The organism is Pseudomonas sp. 7-41 (assembly GCF_021233075.1).
In the GTDB taxonomy this organism is placed as follows: domain Bacteria; phylum Pseudomonadota; class Gammaproteobacteria; order Pseudomonadales; family Pseudomonadaceae; genus Aquipseudomonas; species Aquipseudomonas veronii.
This window is the reverse complement of record NZ_CP089551.1, coordinates 4,073,034-4,089,762: the sequence shown is the minus strand read 5'-3', so window position 1 is coordinate 4,089,762 and position 16,729 is coordinate 4,073,034. Positions and strand designations below refer to the sequence as shown.

Annotated in this window: 10 protein-coding genes; 6 read left to right on the top strand and 4 right to left on the bottom strand. The window is 64.1% G+C overall.

The window, feature by feature from the left end; all coding sequences use genetic code 11:
- The first annotated feature begins 1 nt into the window (after position 1).
- The 3 genes from LQ249_RS18175 to uvrA all read left to right on the top strand — a co-directional run bounded on the left by LQ249_RS18175 (position 2) and on the right by uvrA (position 7,160).
- The gene (locus LQ249_RS18175) at positions 2-1,417 is read left to right on the top strand and encodes a Y-family DNA polymerase (protein ID WP_057006075.1); all 1,416 of its coding nucleotides are present in this window, start codon (positions 2-4) and stop codon (positions 1,415-1,417) included.
- Positions 1,393-4,485: an error-prone DNA polymerase gene (locus tag LQ249_RS18170; RefSeq protein WP_232565741.1), complete on the top strand. Its 3,093-nt coding sequence runs from the start codon at positions 1,393-1,395 to the stop codon at positions 4,483-4,485. The genes LQ249_RS18175 and LQ249_RS18170 overlap by 25 nt, the downstream gene beginning before the upstream one ends.
- A 155-nt stretch (positions 4,486-4,640) precedes the next feature.
- Positions 4,641-7,160: an excinuclease ABC subunit UvrA gene (gene uvrA, locus LQ249_RS18165; RefSeq protein ID WP_232565740.1), complete on the top strand. Its 2,520-nt coding sequence runs from the start codon at positions 4,641-4,643 to the stop codon at positions 7,158-7,160.
- Between the two features lie 213 nt (positions 7,161-7,373).
- Here uvrA and tkt read toward each other — a convergent pair whose 3' ends face one another.
- A complete protein-coding gene (gene tkt, locus LQ249_RS18160) occupies positions 7,374-9,428 on the bottom strand; it encodes a transketolase (protein ID WP_232565739.1) in 2,055 nt (684 codons plus the stop codon).
- Positions 9,429-9,602: 174 nt separating this feature from the next.
- Between tkt and LQ249_RS18155 the strand changes: the two genes are divergently transcribed.
- A complete protein-coding gene (locus LQ249_RS18155; protein WP_046383097.1) occupies positions 9,603-9,827 on the top strand; it encodes a DUF465 domain-containing protein in 225 nt (74 codons plus the stop codon).
- A 174-nt stretch (positions 9,828-10,001) separates the two neighbouring features.
- On the opposite strand, the gene hglS is transcribed toward LQ249_RS18155, so the two are convergent.
- A complete protein-coding gene (hglS, locus tag LQ249_RS18150) occupies positions 10,002-11,378 on the bottom strand; it encodes a 2-oxoadipate dioxygenase/decarboxylase HglS (protein ID WP_232565738.1) in 1,377 nt (458 codons plus the stop codon).
- Positions 11,379-11,573: 195 nt separating this feature from the next.
- Here hglS and LQ249_RS18145 point away from each other — a divergent pair, with 195 nt between their 5' ends.
- Entirely contained in the window at positions 11,574-14,204 is a 2,631-nt protein-coding gene (locus LQ249_RS18145; RefSeq protein WP_232565737.1) for an MGH1-like glycoside hydrolase domain-containing protein, read from the top strand.
- Between the two features lie 186 nt (positions 14,205-14,390).
- Here the strand turns inward: LQ249_RS18145 and LQ249_RS18140 are convergent, their stop codons facing one another.
- Positions 14,391-14,705 carry an SCP2 sterol-binding domain-containing protein gene (locus tag LQ249_RS18140; RefSeq protein WP_046383100.1) on the bottom strand — a complete coding sequence of 105 codons (315 nt, stop codon included), beginning with the start codon at positions 14,703-14,705 and terminating at the stop codon, positions 14,391-14,393.
- Between the two features lie 56 nt (positions 14,706-14,761).
- Complete coding sequence (locus LQ249_RS18135; protein ID WP_017846668.1) at positions 14,762-15,472, bottom strand: histidine phosphatase family protein; 711 nt, start codon at positions 15,470-15,472, stop codon at positions 14,762-14,764.
- Positions 15,473-15,667: 195 nt separating this feature from the next.
- On the opposite strand from LQ249_RS18135, the gene sohB reads away from it, so the two are divergent.
- Complete coding sequence (gene sohB, locus LQ249_RS18130; protein ID WP_046383102.1) at positions 15,668-16,693, top strand: protease SohB; 1,026 nt, start codon at positions 15,668-15,670, stop codon at positions 16,691-16,693.
- Positions 16,694-16,729 lie beyond the last annotated feature (36 nt).

Below are 16,729 nucleotides of genomic sequence, written 5' to 3'. Positions count from 1 at the left end.
CATGCGCTGGGTGTGTATTGTCTTCCCGCAATTGGCGCTGGACGCGGTGCAGCGTATGCATCCGACGCCGCACGAGCCGCTGGCGCTGCTGGCCGGCACGCCGCAGCGGCGCGTCCTGCAAACCGTCAACGCGGCCGCGCACGCCTTGGGCCTGCGCTCCGGTCAATCGCTGACGGCGGCGCATGCGCTGGTCAAAACCTTTGCCTGCGCCGAATACGACCCCGTGGAGATCGAACGCTGGCAGCAGTTTCTGGCGGCCTGGGCCTACCAGTTCAGTTCCCAGGTCAGCGTGTTTTACCCGCGCGCATTGCTGTTTGAGATCGAGTCGAGCCTGGGCCTGTTCGGGCCCTGGCCGCGCTTCGAGGCCCGCCTGCGCAAAGAGCTGAGCGAGCTGGGCTTTCGTCATCGCATCGTCGCCGCGCCCAACCCGGCGGCGGCGCGGGTTCTGGCGAACCGCTACGATGGCCTGGCCGTGGCCGATGATCACGCGTTGATGCAGGCCTTGGCGCCACTGCCCATCGACCGCGCCGGCCTGGACCCGCAGGCCGCTATCGCCTTGTCGCGGATGGGCTTGCGCAGCCTGGCCCAGGTGCAGGCGTTGCCCCGGCACACACTGGCGCGGCGCTTCGATGCGGCGTTGCTCAAGCATCTGGATGCCCTGAGCGGGCAGCGGCCGTTGGCGCTGGGCTTCTATCAGCCGCCGGACCGCTTCGATGTACGCATCGAGCTGAACTACGACGTGCAATCCCACCAGGCCCTGTTATTCCCGCTGCGCCGCCTGACCGGCGACCTGTCCGCCTTCCTCTGTGGCCGCGACAGTGGCGTCCAGCGTTTCGCCCTGCACCTGGAACACGCCCAGGCCCCCGACAGCGTGATCCCGGTCGGCCTGCTCAGCGCCGAGCGTGAAGCGCCGATGCTGTTCGAACTGGCCCGCGGGCGTCTGGAGCAGGTGCAAGTGACGTCCCCCGTGCGCGGTGTTCGCCTGGTGGCCCAGGACCTGCCGGTGTTCGTGCCGCAACGCCAGGACCTGTTCGACGACCGCCCGCAACAGACCCTGCCCTGGGCGCAACTGCGCGAACGCCTGCGCGCCCGGCTTGGCGATGAGGCGGTACACGGCCTGCGCTTTCACGCCGACCACCGCCCCGAATGTGCCTGGCAAGCGGCGACCGATAAAAACCCGTGCCCCACTTTGAACAACGTGCAACGCCCCGGCTGGCTGCTCGCCGAGCCGACCTTGCTGGCCGAGGCGGGCGTGCAGATCCTGAAGGGCCCGGAGCGCATCGAATCGGGTTGGTGGGATGGCGCCGATATCCGCCGCGACTATTACCTGATCCAGACCCGCGCCGGCCAGCAAGGCTGGGCCTACCGCACCGTGGGGCAATGCGACGGGTTGTGGCTGCAAGGCTGGTTCGCATGAGTTACGCCGAGCTGCATTGCCTGTCCAACTTCAGCTTCCAGCGCGGCGCCTCCACGGCGCTGGAGTTGTTCGAGCGGGCCAAGCGCGAGGGCTACAGCGCCCTGGCGATCACTGACGAATGCACCCTGGCTGGCATCGTGCGCGCCTGGCAGGCGGCGAAAGCGGTGGGTTTGCCGCTGATCATCGGCAGTGAGATGCGCGTCGAAAACGGCCCGAAACTGCTACTGCTGGTGGAAGACCTCAGCGGCTACCAGCACCTGTGCCGCTTGATCACCCTGGCCCGACGACGGGCGGAGAAGGGCCGTTATCGCCTGCTGCCAGAAGACTTCGACCAACCGCTGCCCGGCCTGTTGGCGCTCTGGATTGCCGAAGACAGCGACACCCAGGCCTCGATCCAATGGCTGCGCCGTACCTTCGCCGAGCGCCTGTGGCTGGCGGTGCACCTGCATTGCGGGCAGGACGATGCGCGTCACCTGGAGCAACGCCTGGCCCTGGCCGCCAGCCTGCAGCTCCCGGCGGTGGCCTGCGGCGATGTGCATATGCATGCCCGCGGCCGCCGCGCCCTGCAAGACACCATGACCGCCATCCGCCATCACGTACTGGTGGCCGAAGCCGGCACGCGCCTGCATCCCAATGGCGAGCGGCATCTGCGCAGCCTGCCGGCGTTACAGGCGTTATATCCGCCGTCGTTGCTCGACGAAACCCTGGCCATCGCGCGCCGTTGTACCTTCGACCTCAGCCAACTGCGCTACCACTATCCGCGTGAGCTGGTGCCCGCCGGCCATGACGCCCGATCCTGGCTGCGCGCCGTCACCGAAGAAGGCATCGCCCGGCGCTGGCCGCAAGGGGTCGACGCCAAGACCCGGCAGCAGATCGACCGCGAGTTGGAACTGATCAGCGAGCTGGGCTATGAAAGCTATTTCCTCACGGTACATGACATCGTGCGCTTTGCCCGCAGCCGTTCGATCCTGTGCCAGGGCCGGGGTTCGGCGGCCAACTCGGCGGTGTGTTTTGCCTTGGGCATCACCGAGATCAACCCGAGCCTGATGAACATGCTGTTCGAGCGCTTCCTGTCCCGGGAGCGTAACGAGCCGCCGGACATCGACGTCGACTTCGAACACGAACGCCGCGAAGAGGTGCTGCAATACGTGTTCCAGCGCTACGGCCGCACCCGTGCGGCACTGACGGCGGTGGTCAGCAGCTACCACGGTGCCGGCGCGGTGCGCGATGTGGCCAAGGCCCTGGGTTTGCCGCCGGACCAGGTCAATGCCCTGGCCGAGTGCTGCGGGCGCTGGAGTGACCAAGCGCCACCCCTGGAACGCCTGCGCGAGGGCGGTTTCGACCCCGACAGCCCGGTGTTGCGCCGCATACTCGCGCTGACCCAGCAACTGATCGGCTTCCCCCGGCACCTGTCCCAGCACCCCGGCGGCTTCGTGATTTCCGAACACCCGCTGGACACCCTGGTGCCGGTGGAAAATGCGGCGATGGCCGAGCGCACCATCATCCAGTGGGACAAGGACGACCTCGACGCCGTCGGCCTGCTCAAGGTGGATATCCTCGCCCTGGGCATGCTCAGCGCGATCCGCCGCTGTTTCGACCTGCTGCGTCGCCACCGTGGCCACGACCTGTGCCTGGCGACGATCCCCAAGGAAGACCCGGCCACCTACGCAATGATCAGCAAGGCCGACACCCTCGGCGTGTTCCAGATCGAGTCGCGGGCGCAGATGTCGATGTTGCCCAGGCTCAAGCCGCAGACCTTTTACGACCTGGTGATTGAAGTCGCCATCGTGCGCCCGGGGCCGATCCAGGGCGGCATGGTGCATCCGTACCTGCGGCGGCGGAACAAAGAGGAGCCCACCACCTATCCGTCGCCGCAGCTTGAAGCGGTGCTCGAACGCACCCTCGGCGTGCCGTTGTTCCAGGAACAGGTGATGCAGATCGCCATGGTTGCTGCCGATTACAGCCCTGGCGAAGCTGATCAGTTGCGCCGTTCCATGGCGGCCTGGAAGCGTCACGGCGGCCTTGAACCGCACCAGCAACGCTTGCGCACCGGCATGCTCAAAAACGGCTACAGCGAAGCCTTCGCCGCGCAGATCTTCGAGCAGATCAAGGGTTTTGGCAGCTATGGCTTCCCGGAATCCCACGCCGCCAGTTTTGCCTTGTTGACCTACGCCAGTTGCTGGCTCAAATGCCATGAACCGGCGGCCTTCGCCTGTGCGTTGATCAACAGTTGGCCCATGGGGTTCTACAGCCCGGACCAGATCCTGCAGGACGCGCGGCGCCATCGTTTGCAGATCCGCCCGGTGGACGTGCAGGCCAGTGACTGGGATTGCAGTCTGGAACCCATCGCTGGCGCGCAACCGGCGATTCGCCTGGGGTTGCGCATGATCGCGGGGTTTCGCGAAGAGGATGGGCGACGGATCGAAGCGGCGCGCGAGCACCGTGCATTCAGCGACATTGCCGACCTCGACCGACGCGCCGGGCTGGATCCCCGCGCCCAAGCCTTGCTGGCGGATGCCGGAGCCTTGCGGGCGTTGGCCGGCAACCGGCACACGGCGCGCTGGGAAGTGGCGGGGGTACACAAACAACTCGGGCTGTTCGCCGGCCTGCCCAGCCCCGACGAAGCGCGGGTGGAGTTGCCGACACCCACGGTGGGCGAAGACCTGCAGGCCGATTACGCCACGCTCGGCACCACCCTGGGCCCGCATCCATTGGCGTTGTTGCGCGATGAATTGCGCAAACGGCGCTGCCACAGTTCCCGTGAGCTGATGGCGGTGGAGCATGGCCGCACTGTCAGCGTCGCCGGCCTGGTGACCGGTCGCCAGCGCCCCGGCACCGCCAGCGGTGTGACCTTTGTCACCTTGGAGGATGAATTCGGCAACCTGAATGTGGTGGTCTGGCGTGACCTGGCAGAACGTCAGCGCCAGGCCCTGGTCGGCTCGCGCCTGCTCAAGGTGGACGGGCGCTGGGAGGCGGTGGGCGAGGTGCGGCACCTGATCGCTGGGCGCCTCACCGACCTGTCGCCGTTGCTGCAAGGCATCGCTGTGCGCAGCCGGGATTTTCACTGAGCGCAGTTGCTCCGGCCTGCGTGGATAAGCTATATGCAATGAAACGAAATCCCGCACCTGCTGAGCCCCGACATTCATCTGCTGAGCAAGCCCTATAACCCCGAAACCCAGACGCATCGGGTGCGCCGCGTGCTTGCCGCGCCACAAGGTTGACCATGACTTCATCGCGCAACATCCCTCAGATCACCACCCAACAGCTTGGGTTCGTCCGGGTTCGCGGCGCTCGCGAACATAACCTGCGTAACGTCGATGTGGATATCCCACGGGATGCCCTGGTGGTGTTTACCGGCGTGTCGGGTTCCGGCAAGTCGTCCCTGGCTTTTTCCACGGTGTATGCCGAGGCCCAGCGGCGCTATTTCGAATCGGTGGCGCCCTATGCGCGACGCCTGATCGATCAGGTCGGCGTGCCCGATGTGGACTCCATCGAAGGCCTGCCGCCTGCCGTGGCCCTGCAACAACAGCGCGGCACGCCGAGTGCGCGTTCGTCGGTGGGCAGTGTCACGACGTTGTCCAGCCTGATCCGCATGCTCTATTCGCGCGCCGGCAGTTATCCGCCGGGGCAGGCGATGCTGTATGCCGAGGATTTTTCGCCGAACCTGCCCCAGGGCGCCTGCCCGCAATGCCACGGACTGGGCCGCGTGTATGAGGTGACCGAGGCGCTGATGGTGCCCGATCCCTCGCTGACCATCCGCCAGCGTGCGGTCGCGTCCTGGCCCTTGGCGTGGCAAGGCCAGAACCTGCGCGACATCCTGGTGACCCTGGGCTATGACGTCGACATCCCGTGGCGTGATTTGCCGAAAAAGCAGCGCGACTGGATCCTGTTTACCGAAGAAACCCCGACCGTGCCGGTGTACGCCGGTTTCACCCCGGAGCAGACCCGCGAGGCGCTGAAACGCAAGCTGGAGCCGAGCTACCAGGGCACGTTCAGCGGCGCGCGGCGCTATATCCTGCACACCTTCAGCCACACCCAAAGTGCGCTGATGAAAAAGCGTGTCGCGCAGTTCATGCAGGGCAGCGCCTGCCCGTTGTGCGACGGCAAGCGGCTGACCCAGGCGGCGTTGTCGGTGAAGTTTGCCGGGGTGGACATCGGCGAACTCTCGCAACTGTCGCTGACTCAATTGGCCGAGCTGCTGCGGCCGGTGGCGGCGGGGCAAGACACGATGAAACTGTCGCTGGAAAAGCGCCTGGCCGCCCAGCGCATCGCCGAGGATCTGCTCGAACGGGTCAGCACCCTGACCGAGCTGGGGCTGGGCTATCTGTCCCTGGAGCGCAGCACGCCGACCTTGTCGTCTGGCGAGTTGCAGCGCTTGCGCCTGGCTACGCAACTGGGCTCGCAGTTGTTCGGCGTGATCTATGTGCTGGATGAGCCGTCGGCGGGGCTGCACCCGGCGGATGGCGAAGCGCTGTTCACTGCGCTGGCGCGTTTGAAAGCCGCCGGCAATTCGTTGTTTGTGGTGGAGCACGACCTGGAAACCATGCGCCGCGCCGACTGGCTGATCGACGTCGGCCCGGCGGCCGGTGAACACGGCGGGCAAGTGCTGTACAGCGGACCGCCGGCGGGTTTGGCGCAGGTTGAAGCGTCGCAGACCCGTGAGTACCTGTTTGCCGAACGGCGCCCGGCCAATCCCCGGCGCCGCGAACCGACCGGCTGGCTGAGCCTGGAGGGCGTCACACGTAATAATCTCAAGGATTTGAGTGTCGATTTCCCGCTGGGCTGCTTCACTGCGGTGACCGGTATTTCCGGCTCGGGCAAATCCAGCCTGGTCAGCCAGGCGCTGCTGGAGTTGGTGGGCAGCGGCCTCGGCCGCGTGCCGGAAAGCGACGACGAACCGAGCCTGGAAGACGATGCCCCGCCCACCAGCGGCGGGTGCATCAGCGCCGGGCTGGAACGGATTCACCGGCTGGTGCAGGTGGACCAGAAACCCATCGGCCGCACCCCGCGCTCCAACCTGGCGACCTACACCGGGCTGTTCGACAACGTGCGCAAACTGTTCGCTGCCACACCGGCCGCGAAGCAGCGTGATTACGATGCGGGGCAGTTTTCTTTCAATGTCGCCAAGGGCCGCTGCGCGAATTGCGAGGGCGAAGGGTTCGTCAGCGTTGAGTTGCTGTTCATGCCCAGCGTGTACGCGCCGTGCCCGACCTGCCACGGGGCGCGCTACAACCCCGAGACCCTGGCGATCCAATGGCAAGGTTTGAACATTGCCCAAGTGCTCGGCTTGACCGTCGAGCAGGCGGTGGCGGTGTTCGCCGAGCAGCCGGGGGTGCTGCGGTCGTTGCTGGTGCTGCGCGACATCGGCCTGGGCTATCTGCGCCTCGGCCAACCGGCGACGGAACTGTCCGGGGGCGAAGCACAGCGCATCAAACTGGCCACCGAACTGCAACGCAATGCCCGGGGCGCCACCTTGTATGTGCTGGACGAACCGACGACCGGCCTGCACCCACGGGATGTGGACCGCTTGCTCCGCCAGTTGAACCATCTGGTCGACGCCGGGCATACGGTGGTTGTGGTGGAGCATGAAATGCGCGTGGTGGCCCAGAGTGACTGGGTGATCGATATCGGGCCGGGCGCTGGGGACCTGGGCGGCAAGGTGGTTGCCAGCGGCACGCCGCGACAGGTGACGAAGAGCAAGAAAAGCCGCACCGCGCCGTTCCTCGCCCGAGAGCTGGTCTGACCATCAATGGGGCGCACTTCAGTGGTTCAGGTACTCATGCAGTGACTGATGCACCGCTATCGGGGGCAAGCCCCCTCCCACATTGACCGCATTCCCTTGGTTGATCGGCGGGGTTAGTGGCATTTGCTCATGCTCGGGTGCCGGCGGTGAGCCCCACTCTCCCATGTGGGAGGGGGCTTGCCCCCGATAGCGGAGTGTCAGTCACCGTTGTGATCAATGTTCCTGCCGTTGGATCTGTTGCTTGGCCAGCTTCACCACATTCTCCACGGTAAACCCGAACTTCTCCTGCAACTTGGCCAGGGGCGCCGATGCGCCAAAGCTGTTCATCACCACTTTGGCGCCGGTCTGTCCGACATAGCGGTCCCAGCCCAACGGACCGGCCTGTTCCACCACCACCCGCGCGGTCACCGCTGGCGGCAGTACGCTGTCGCGGTAGGCGGTGGGCTGCTCTTCGAACAGCTCCCAGCTGGGCATCGAGACCACCTGCGCGGCAATGCCTTCGCCTTTGAGCTGTTCATACGCCGCCACCGCCAGGCTGACTTCGCTGCCGGTTGCCAGCAGGATGACCTCGGGGTGTGCGGCGCCGGCCAGCACATAGGCTCCCTGGGCGGCACCGGACGCGGCTGCGTACTGCGTGCGGTCCAGAGTCGGCAGCGGTTGGCGCGACAACACCATGCAGCTCGGCCGGTGAGTCTGGGCCAGGGCAACCTTCCACAGTTCCAGGGTTTCATTCGCGTCGCCGGGACGCAGGGTCAGCAACCCCGGCGTGGCGCGCAGTTGGCTCAGGTGTTCGATCGGCTGGTGTGTCGGGCCGTCTTCGCCGACGCCGATCGAGTCATGGGTAAACACGAACACCACCGGCAATTCCATGATTGCCGCGAGGCGGATCGGCGGCTTCATGTAGTCGCTGAACACCAGGAACGTCGAGGTGTACGGGCGCAGGTAGGACAGCGCCATGCCATTGGCGATCGCCCCCATGGCATGTTCACGGATGCCGAAGTGCAGGTTGCGTCCGCTGTAGTCGTCGGCACTGAAACGTCCGGCGCCGTCGAAGGTCAGGTTGGTTTTGGTCGACGGCGACAAATCCGCCGAGCCGCCCAGCAGCCAGGGAATCTGCCGGGCGAAGGCATTCAGCACCGCGCCGCCGGCGGCACGGCTGGCCACGCCCTTGGCGTCGGGGTCGAAGCTGGGCAGTTCAGCTTGCCATTGCTCGGGCATGTTCCCGGCGCGCATGCGTTGCAGTTCGTCGGCCAGTTGCGGGTCGAGGGACGCCAGGGTTTGCTGCCACTGTCGGTACAACGGCTCGGCCCGCGCGTGCAATGCATCACGCAACACCGTGCGCGCCTCCTCGGGCACCAGGAAGCTGGCGTCTTCCGGCCAGCCATACGCGGCCTTGGTCAGGCGGATCTCCGCCTCGCCCAGCGGCTCGCCATGGGCGGCGGCGGTGTTGTGTTTGTGCGGCGAGCCGTAGCCGATCACGCTGTCGACCACGATCAGGGTCGGCGCACCGGTATTGCGCTGGAAGGTTTCCAGCGCCGTGCTCAGGGCGTGCAGGTCGTTGGCATCGGTCACGTGCAAGGTGTGCCAGCCATAGGCCTGGAAGCGCTGGATCACGTCCTCGCTGAAGGCCAGTTCGGTGTGGCCTTCGATGCTGATGGTGTTGTTGTCATAGATCCAGCACAGGTTGTCCAACCGCAAATGCCCGGCCAGGGAGGCGGCTTCGCTGCTGATGCCTTCCATCATGTCGCCGTCGCCGCACAGGGTGTAGACGTTGTAGTCGAACAGCACCTGGCCGTCGCGGTTGAAGCGCTCGCCCAGCCAGCGCCCGGCCATGGCCATGCCGACGCTGTTGGCGCACCCCTGGCCGAGGGGGCCGGTGGTGGTTTCTACGCCGGTGGTCATGCGGTACTCGGGGTGGCCTGGGGTCTTGGAACCCATCTGCCGGAACTGCTGGATATCGTCCAGGCTGATCGCCGGCAGCCCCGAGCGCTGGCCCTGGGCGTCGATCTCGACCACGCCGGCCAGGTGCAGCAACGAATACAGCAGCATCGATGCATGCCCCACCGACAACACAAAACGGTCGCGGTTGGGCCAGTCGGGATGCTCCGGGTGATAACGCAGGAAGCGACTCCACAGCGTATACCCCACCGGCGCCAGGCCCATGGGCGTGCCGGGGTGGCCGGAATTGGCCTTCTGCACGGCATCCATGGCCAGGGTGCGCAGGGTGTTGATGCATTGGGTGTCGACAGCGGTGGCGGCGTGATTCATGAAACCGGTCTCCCTCGGGTGGCGATCTACAGTGGAGGGCAGGGCGCGGCAAAGGTTTGATTCCATCGCCGGTGTAGCGACGAACGGAACTGGTTTGCCCGCAAACATGACAAGACCCCTTGGAATGGGCTAGCTTCAAGGGCGTAATCATTGATCAACTTGCGGAGGTAGGCCATGCCAGTGAAACACGACCTGTATCAGGACTTGGGTTTGAGCAAGGACGAAGTCGATGGACACCGGGCGAAAAATCCGCGTCTGAACGCGCTGTTTGATAAATACAACGCCGTCGACGAACTGGTGGTGAGCGCTGAAAAGGCGGCCGGCAGCGATGAGGAGCTGAAGAAGTTAAAGGAAAAACGCTTGTTGGTTAAAGATGAGATCAAGGGTTTGCTGGAGTAAAGCGCGCGATCCATTCACCCCGCAGGGAGCGCGTCAGTCGCTCCCTTGCACATTTTTTCAGATTTGGCTGAACGACATCCTTCCCTCCGATACTTATGATGCCCGCCGTCCACCCGGCTCTGGGGGGTTATAGGGCGCGAGGATTGCGCTGCTGAGCCGGGCGGGCAGTTTGTTTCAGGCCAGTAGCGTGTGAGTGCATTCATCCATCGAGCGCTGTTGCGTCTCGGCATACAGCGCCAACTCATCAAGGGTCTTGCGCCCCAGTGCCTGTTCGAATTCGGCCTGGTTCGAATTGGCTGCGTAGTGACTTTGCGCGGCATCCCCCAGGTTCGACTGGAAAATCCCTGCGGCACTCACCGGCAGAAAATCCTCATACACCAGCGGTTCTACATCGACGTGACCGGCGGCGATCAGCGCGTCCAGCGTGCGCGGTTGGTCGGCTTGGCCGCGTGCCGCGAGGCCTTTGTCGGTGGCGAAGTAGCGGAAGTAGGCCAGGCCTTGTTCGCGCATTTGTGTGTGGTCGTCCGGAAAGGCCTGGAAGTGCTGTTCCATCAAGTGCATGTAATGCGCGGCGTTGGCTTCGTTGGGGAAGGCGCCGAGTGCGTCGCGGGCGGCATTCAGCAGTTGGTCGTACAGCGCGCGGCCTTTGGGTGTGAGGGCGACGCCGCGTTGTTCGATTTCGCCGAAACGTGCGCTGTGGCTGCCTTGGGCGTCGGTGAAGGCGATGGTTTCGTCGAGGGCCTTGAAGCTGGTCTGGCGCAGCAGGATCGGGCAGTGGCGGCGCGGCGGGCCTTCGATCACGGCTTTGGGGGTGATGCCTTTGCCGGGCATGGCGGCCTGGACCTGGTCGATATCCAGGGTGCGCGGGGTCAGGTGGTTGATGTGCGGGCCCTTGAAGGCCACCACGTCGGCGATCAGGCGATGCTGGTCGCTCAGTTGCCGGTACTGCGCGGCGGTGACGGTGGCGGTGTGGTGCCAGCGGAAGGTTTCCAGGGCCTGGCGGATGAATGCCTCGGCGTCGTCAGCGTTGAGGCCGCCATCGCGTTCCGCTTGTTCGATCAGGGCGAGGGCGCCGGGGGTGAAGATCGAACGCTTGGCCAGGGCGGCTTCGGCGAAGGCGCGCAGTTCGGGGTTCTCGATCAGTTCCAGGCGCAGCAACGAGGTGAATACGCGGAACGGGCTGGTTTGCAGCGCGCATTCATGCACGGCGCGAAATGCGGTGGAATGCACCGGCACGCCGGCCGGGGTCAGGTCGTAGTAGCCCACCGGTTGCATGCCCATCACCGCGAACAGGCGGCGGATGGTCGCCAGTTCGGCGGCGGTACCCAGGCGAATGGCGCCGTGGCGTTCCATGTCCAGGCGCTGGATTTCGCCGGTCCGTTGCAGTTGTTGCGCCAGGCTCGGGTCGGCGTCGAGCACGCGGCGGTTGATGTCGGCCACCAGATCCATCAGCGCGCCGTACAGGGGCACTTCATCGCGGTACATGTCGGACATGGCCTTGGAAAAGCCTTTGCGGATGTCGTCGGGGCTGATAAACGCGGTGCTGGGCATAGAAAAATTCCTGGCTGCGGTAAGAGTAATGAATGCCGTTACCCCCGATTCTGTTGGGCGCCGCAGGCCCGCGCAAACGAAGATTCCTCTGGACTTCATTCTGCAAACGAATGAGTGGGGTAAAACCGTCTTCATGTGCATCCCGCCGGGAATGGGTTCTACACTGGCCTTACGCGATGGCTGAGGGAGGATTGGATGAGCGCCACTATTGTGCAAACCACTGAAGGCCAGCGCCTGGCCGCCGATTCCGCCGAGTGCTGGCGCGAGTGGGGCCCGTACCTGAGCGAACGCCAATGGGGCACGGTGCGCGAGGACTACAGCGCCGACGGCGATGCCTGGCGTTACTTCCCGCACGAACATGCGCGCAGCCGCGCTTACCGCTGGGGCGAGGATGGCCTGGCCGGGTTCAGTGACAAGGCGCAACGCTGGTGCCTGGGCCTGGCGCTGTGGAACGAGCGTGACGCGATCATCAAGGAGCGCCTGTTCGGCCTGAACAACGCCGAGGGCAACCACGGTGAGGACGTCAAGGAACTGTACTTTTTCGTCGACGGTGTGCCGAGTCATGCCTACATGCGTATGCTCTACAAATATCCCCACGCGGCGTTTCCCTACGCCGACCTGATCGCCGAAAACGCCCAGCGCGGGCTGGCGGACGCCGAGTACGAAATCCTCGATACCGGCGTGTTCGAAGACAACCGGTATTGCGATGTCAGCGTCGAATACGCCAAGCACCAGCCCGACGATATCTTCATGCGCGTCAGCGTCCACAACCGCTCCGACCAGCCGACACGCCTGCAAGTGCTGCCGCAGGTGTGGGCGCGCAATGATTGGAGTTGGACCGTCGGCGCGCCGAAACCGCAGTTGCGGCTGGACGGCGAGCGCGTGCTGGCGCGGCATCATGAATTGCCGGACCGCCACCTCAGCGCCTGGGGCCAGGACGGCGTCGAATGGCTGTTCTGCGAAAACGAAAGCAACGCCCCCAAGCTGGACGGGCAACCGGCGCCGGGGCCGTTCAAGGATGGGATCAACGATTACGTGGTGGCGGGGCAGGAAACCGCGATTCGCCGCGACAGCGGCACCAAGGCGGCCGCGCGTTTCATCCTGGAGTTGGCGGGTCTGGAGCGCAAAGTCGTGTATCTGCGCTTTGCGCCCAAGGACGCGCCCGAGGTCAATGCGCGCAAGCTGTTTGAACAGCGCCGCCAGGAAGCCGATGACTTCTACGCCGCGTTGCAACAGGGTATCGCCGACGCCGACGCGCGCAATGTGCAGCGCCAGGCCCTGGCCGGTTTGCTGTGGTCCAAGCAGCTCTATTACTTCGACGTGAACCAATGGCTCGACGGCGACCCGACCCAACCCGCGCCGCCGCCCGAACGCCTGCAACGGCGCAATAGCCATTGGCGGCACCTGTCCAACTTCGACATCCTCTCCATGCCCGACACCTGGGAATACCCGTGGTACGCCTCCTGGGACCAGGGCTTTCAGGCGGTGGCCATGGCGCTGATCGATCCGGGGTATGCCAAGCAACAACTGTTGCTGCTGGTGAAGGACCGCTTCATGCACCCCAACGGCCAGTTGCCGGCCTATGAATGGCGCTTCGACGACGCCAACCCGCCGGTGCATGCCTGGGCCTGTTGGCGGGTGTATCAGCAGGACAAGGCGTTGACCGGCGTCGGCGACATGGATTTCCTGGAGCGGATCTTCCACAAGTTGCTGCTGAATTTCTCCTGGTGGGTCAACCGCAAGGATGCCGAAGGGCGCAACCTGTTCCAGGGTGGGTTCCTCGGCCTGGACAATATCGCCTTGTTCGACCGCTCGGCCGCGCTGCCGCTGGGCTACCAACTGGATCAGGCCGACGGCACGGCGTGGGTGGCGGCGTATGCGCTGGACCTGATGCGTATCGCGCTGGAACTGGCCAAGCGCAATGTCGTGTACGTCGATATCGCGGTGAAGTTTTTCGAGCACTTCCTGTATATCGCCGGTGCGATCAACCGTGTCGACGACAGCGCCGAGGGCCTGTGGGACGAACAGGACCTGTTCTTCTACGACGTACTGCACCGTCCCGACGGTCAGAACGAACCGGTGCGCCTGCGTTCCATCGTCGGCCTGATGCCGCTGTTCGCCGTGCTGGTACTGGAACAGCGCGAACATGAGGGCCTTGAAGGCTTGCGTGAGCGGCTGTTGGGCTTCATGCACCACCGGCCGGACCTGGCCAAGCTGGTCTCGCGCTGGAACGAACCGGGGCAGGGCAATCGCCTGTTGCTGGCGTTATTGCGCGGCGAGCGCACCAAGGACTTGCTGCGGCGCATGCTGGATGACGATGAGTTTCTTTCGGCATTTGGCGTGCGCTCAATGTCCAAGGCCTTTGCCGAGCAGCCCCTGGCGCTGAAGATGAACGGCGACACGTTGTGCGCGCGTTACCAACCCGGTGAGTCCGATTCGCGTCTGTACGGCGGCAATTCCAACTGGCGCGGGCCGTTGTGGATGCCGGTGAATTACATGCTGATCGAATCGTTGCGCGAGTTTCATCGGTACTACGCGGATAACTTCTCGGTGGAGTACCCGACGGGCAGTGGTTATCTGTCGTCCCTGGAGGAAGTCGCCGACAGCCTCAGCCAGCGTCTGAGCCGATTGGTCCTCAGGGATGACAATGGCCTGCGTCCGTCGATGGCCGGGTATGCGCAGTTGGAGGCGGACCCGGCCAGCCGTGATCTGGTGTTGTTCCATGAGTATTTCCATGGGGAGACTGGGCGCGGGTTGGGGGCGTCACACCAGACGGGGTGGAGTGCGTTGGTGGCGTTGCTGTTGCATGTACCGTCCATGCCTTGAATCGGGTAAATTCGCCGCCCCGAGTTTTACAAGGATGTAGATCATGGCGAACGCTGCCATCCCCCACCAGATTTGGAGCAGTTCAAGAAAGTCGACGCCGCTGATCGCTGATCGCCGGCCGAGAAACGACAAATCCCGCCATTGGCGGGATTTGTCATTTCAATGCGTGCGTTACAGCCAGCGTTCTCAGGAAGGGAACAGATCGCTCAGCTTCATCGCCAGCATCATGTCGCCTTCGGTGCGCAGGTTGCCGCTCATGAAGGCCTGCATGCCGTCGGTTTCGCCGCTGACGATGCCTTTCAGTGTTTCGCCGTTCATGACCAGGGTCACCAGGGCGTCTGGGTTTTCGCCTTTCTGCAGTTCACAGGTGCCGTCTTTGACGATCAGCGAGAAGTGTTCGCTGTCATCGATACAGAAACCGAATACCAGGTCCAGGCCGGCAGCAGCGGCTGGGTTGAATTTGGCTTTCATTGCTTCTACGGCTTTAGCTACGTCAGTCATGGTTTCGATCCTTTAGGGTAGAGTCCAGCGACCTTGGGGTCACGGTTGGCCGCACTTCATCGGAAAGTGATGAGCTGCGGCGCCTTCAACAGTTGCAAGTGGGTATGACTGTTGAAGGAAGCCAGTGCCACCTCGCGACCGCGGAATTTCAGCTGGTTGAGCGAGGTGTTAACAATTTGCCAGTTCAGTTCGAAGGCCTGGGCGGCCGGCATCCGGGTAATCAGGTGGAGCAGGGCAGTAATAGTGCCGCCGGAGGTAAACACGGCGATCTTGTGCGTGTTGTCGGCCGCTTCCAGCAGACGCTGCAGGCCACCCTGGACGCGCTCGACAAACCCCAGCCAGCTTTCCAGCCCCGGCGTATCGTAAGTGCCGGCCACCCAGCGCTCGATGATCAGGGCGAAGATGCGCTGGAACTCGCTGCGGTTCTGCGCGGCGTTGCGCAGGATGTCCAGGGCGTCGGGTTCGCGGGTGAGCAGGTCGGGGAGCAGGGCGCGGATGATCGCATCGGCGTCGAATTCGTTGAAGGCGCTGTCGACTTCCAGGGCTGGAACCGCCAGGCCGAGGGCGCTGTATTGATCGAACGCGGCCGTGGCGGTGTGCTGCTGGCGGCGTAGGTCGCCGGCGACGCAGCGGTCGAACGTCACGCCCATGTCTGCCAGGTGGCGACCGAGGATTTGCGCTTGTTCCACGCCGACGGGCGACAGGACGTCATAGTCGTCTGCACCGAAGGAGGCCTGGCCATGTCGAATCAGATAGATGCTGCCCACGTCCGTTTTCCCGGTACGTTGAAAGTCTGGCGAGGTTATGAGGATGCCTGCGAGCTGTCAATGAAAAAACATACGCTTGTTTTAAAAGCGTGTTAGAGCGCCTGCCTGCTGGCGGTTTGAGCACTGGCTCCCCGGCGGTCCCGTCGGTATGCTTGGGCGATCCGCGCCTGGCGCCGTGCATTGTTAAGGAGACACATGGATTTTTTGGCTGAATACGCGAGCTTTCTGGCGAAGACCGTCACCCTGGTGGTCGCGATTCTGGTGGTACTGATCAGCTTCGCGGCACTGCGCAGCAAAGGTCGTCGCAAATCGGCTGGCCAGTTGCAGGTCAGCAAGCTGAATGATTTCTACAAAGGCCTGCGCGAGCGCCTTGAATCGACCGTGCTCGACAAGGATCAGCTCAAGGCCCTGCGCAAGTCTGAAAGCAAAGCCGAAAAGAAGAACAGCAAAAAGAAACCCGAGGCCAAGCCACGGGTGTTCGTGCTCGACTTCGACGGCGACATCAAGGCCTCGGCCACCGAGAGCCTGCGTCATGAAATCACTGGCTTGCTGAGCCTGGCCACGCCCAAGGACGAAGTGGTGCTGCGCCTGGAAAGCGGCGGCGGCATGGTTCACAGCTACGGGTTGGCGTCGTCGCAACTGGCGCGGATTCGCCAGGCGGGCGTGCCGTTGACCGTGTGCATCGACAAGGTCGCGGCCAGCGGCGGCTACATGATGGCGTGCATTGGCGAGAAGATCATCAGCGCACCGTTCGCGATCCTCGGTTCCATCGGGGTGGTGGCGCAGTTGCCCAACGTCAACCGCCTGTTGAAAAAGCACGATATCGACTTTGAAGTGCTGACTGCCGGCGAATACAAACGCACCCTCACCGTGTTTGGCGAAAACACCGAGAAGGGCCGGGAGAAGTTCCAGGAAGACCTGGACATCACTCACCAGTTGTTCAAGAACTTCGTGTCGCGCTATCGCCCGCAGCTGGCGATCGACGAAGTGGCGACCGGGGAAGTGTGGCTGGGTGTTGCAGCCCTCGACAAGCAACTGGTCGACGAGCTGCAAACCAGCGACGAATACCTGGCCACCAAGGCCAAGACCGCCGAGGTATTCCACCTGCATTACTCTGAGCGCAAGAGCCTGCAAGAGCGCGTGGGCCTGGCGGCCAGCGGTTCGGTGGACCGCGTGCTGCTGACCTGGTGGAGCCGGTTGACCCAGCAGCGGTTCTGGTAAGCCTCTTTGGGGTATAGGTAATACCTGTGGGAGGGC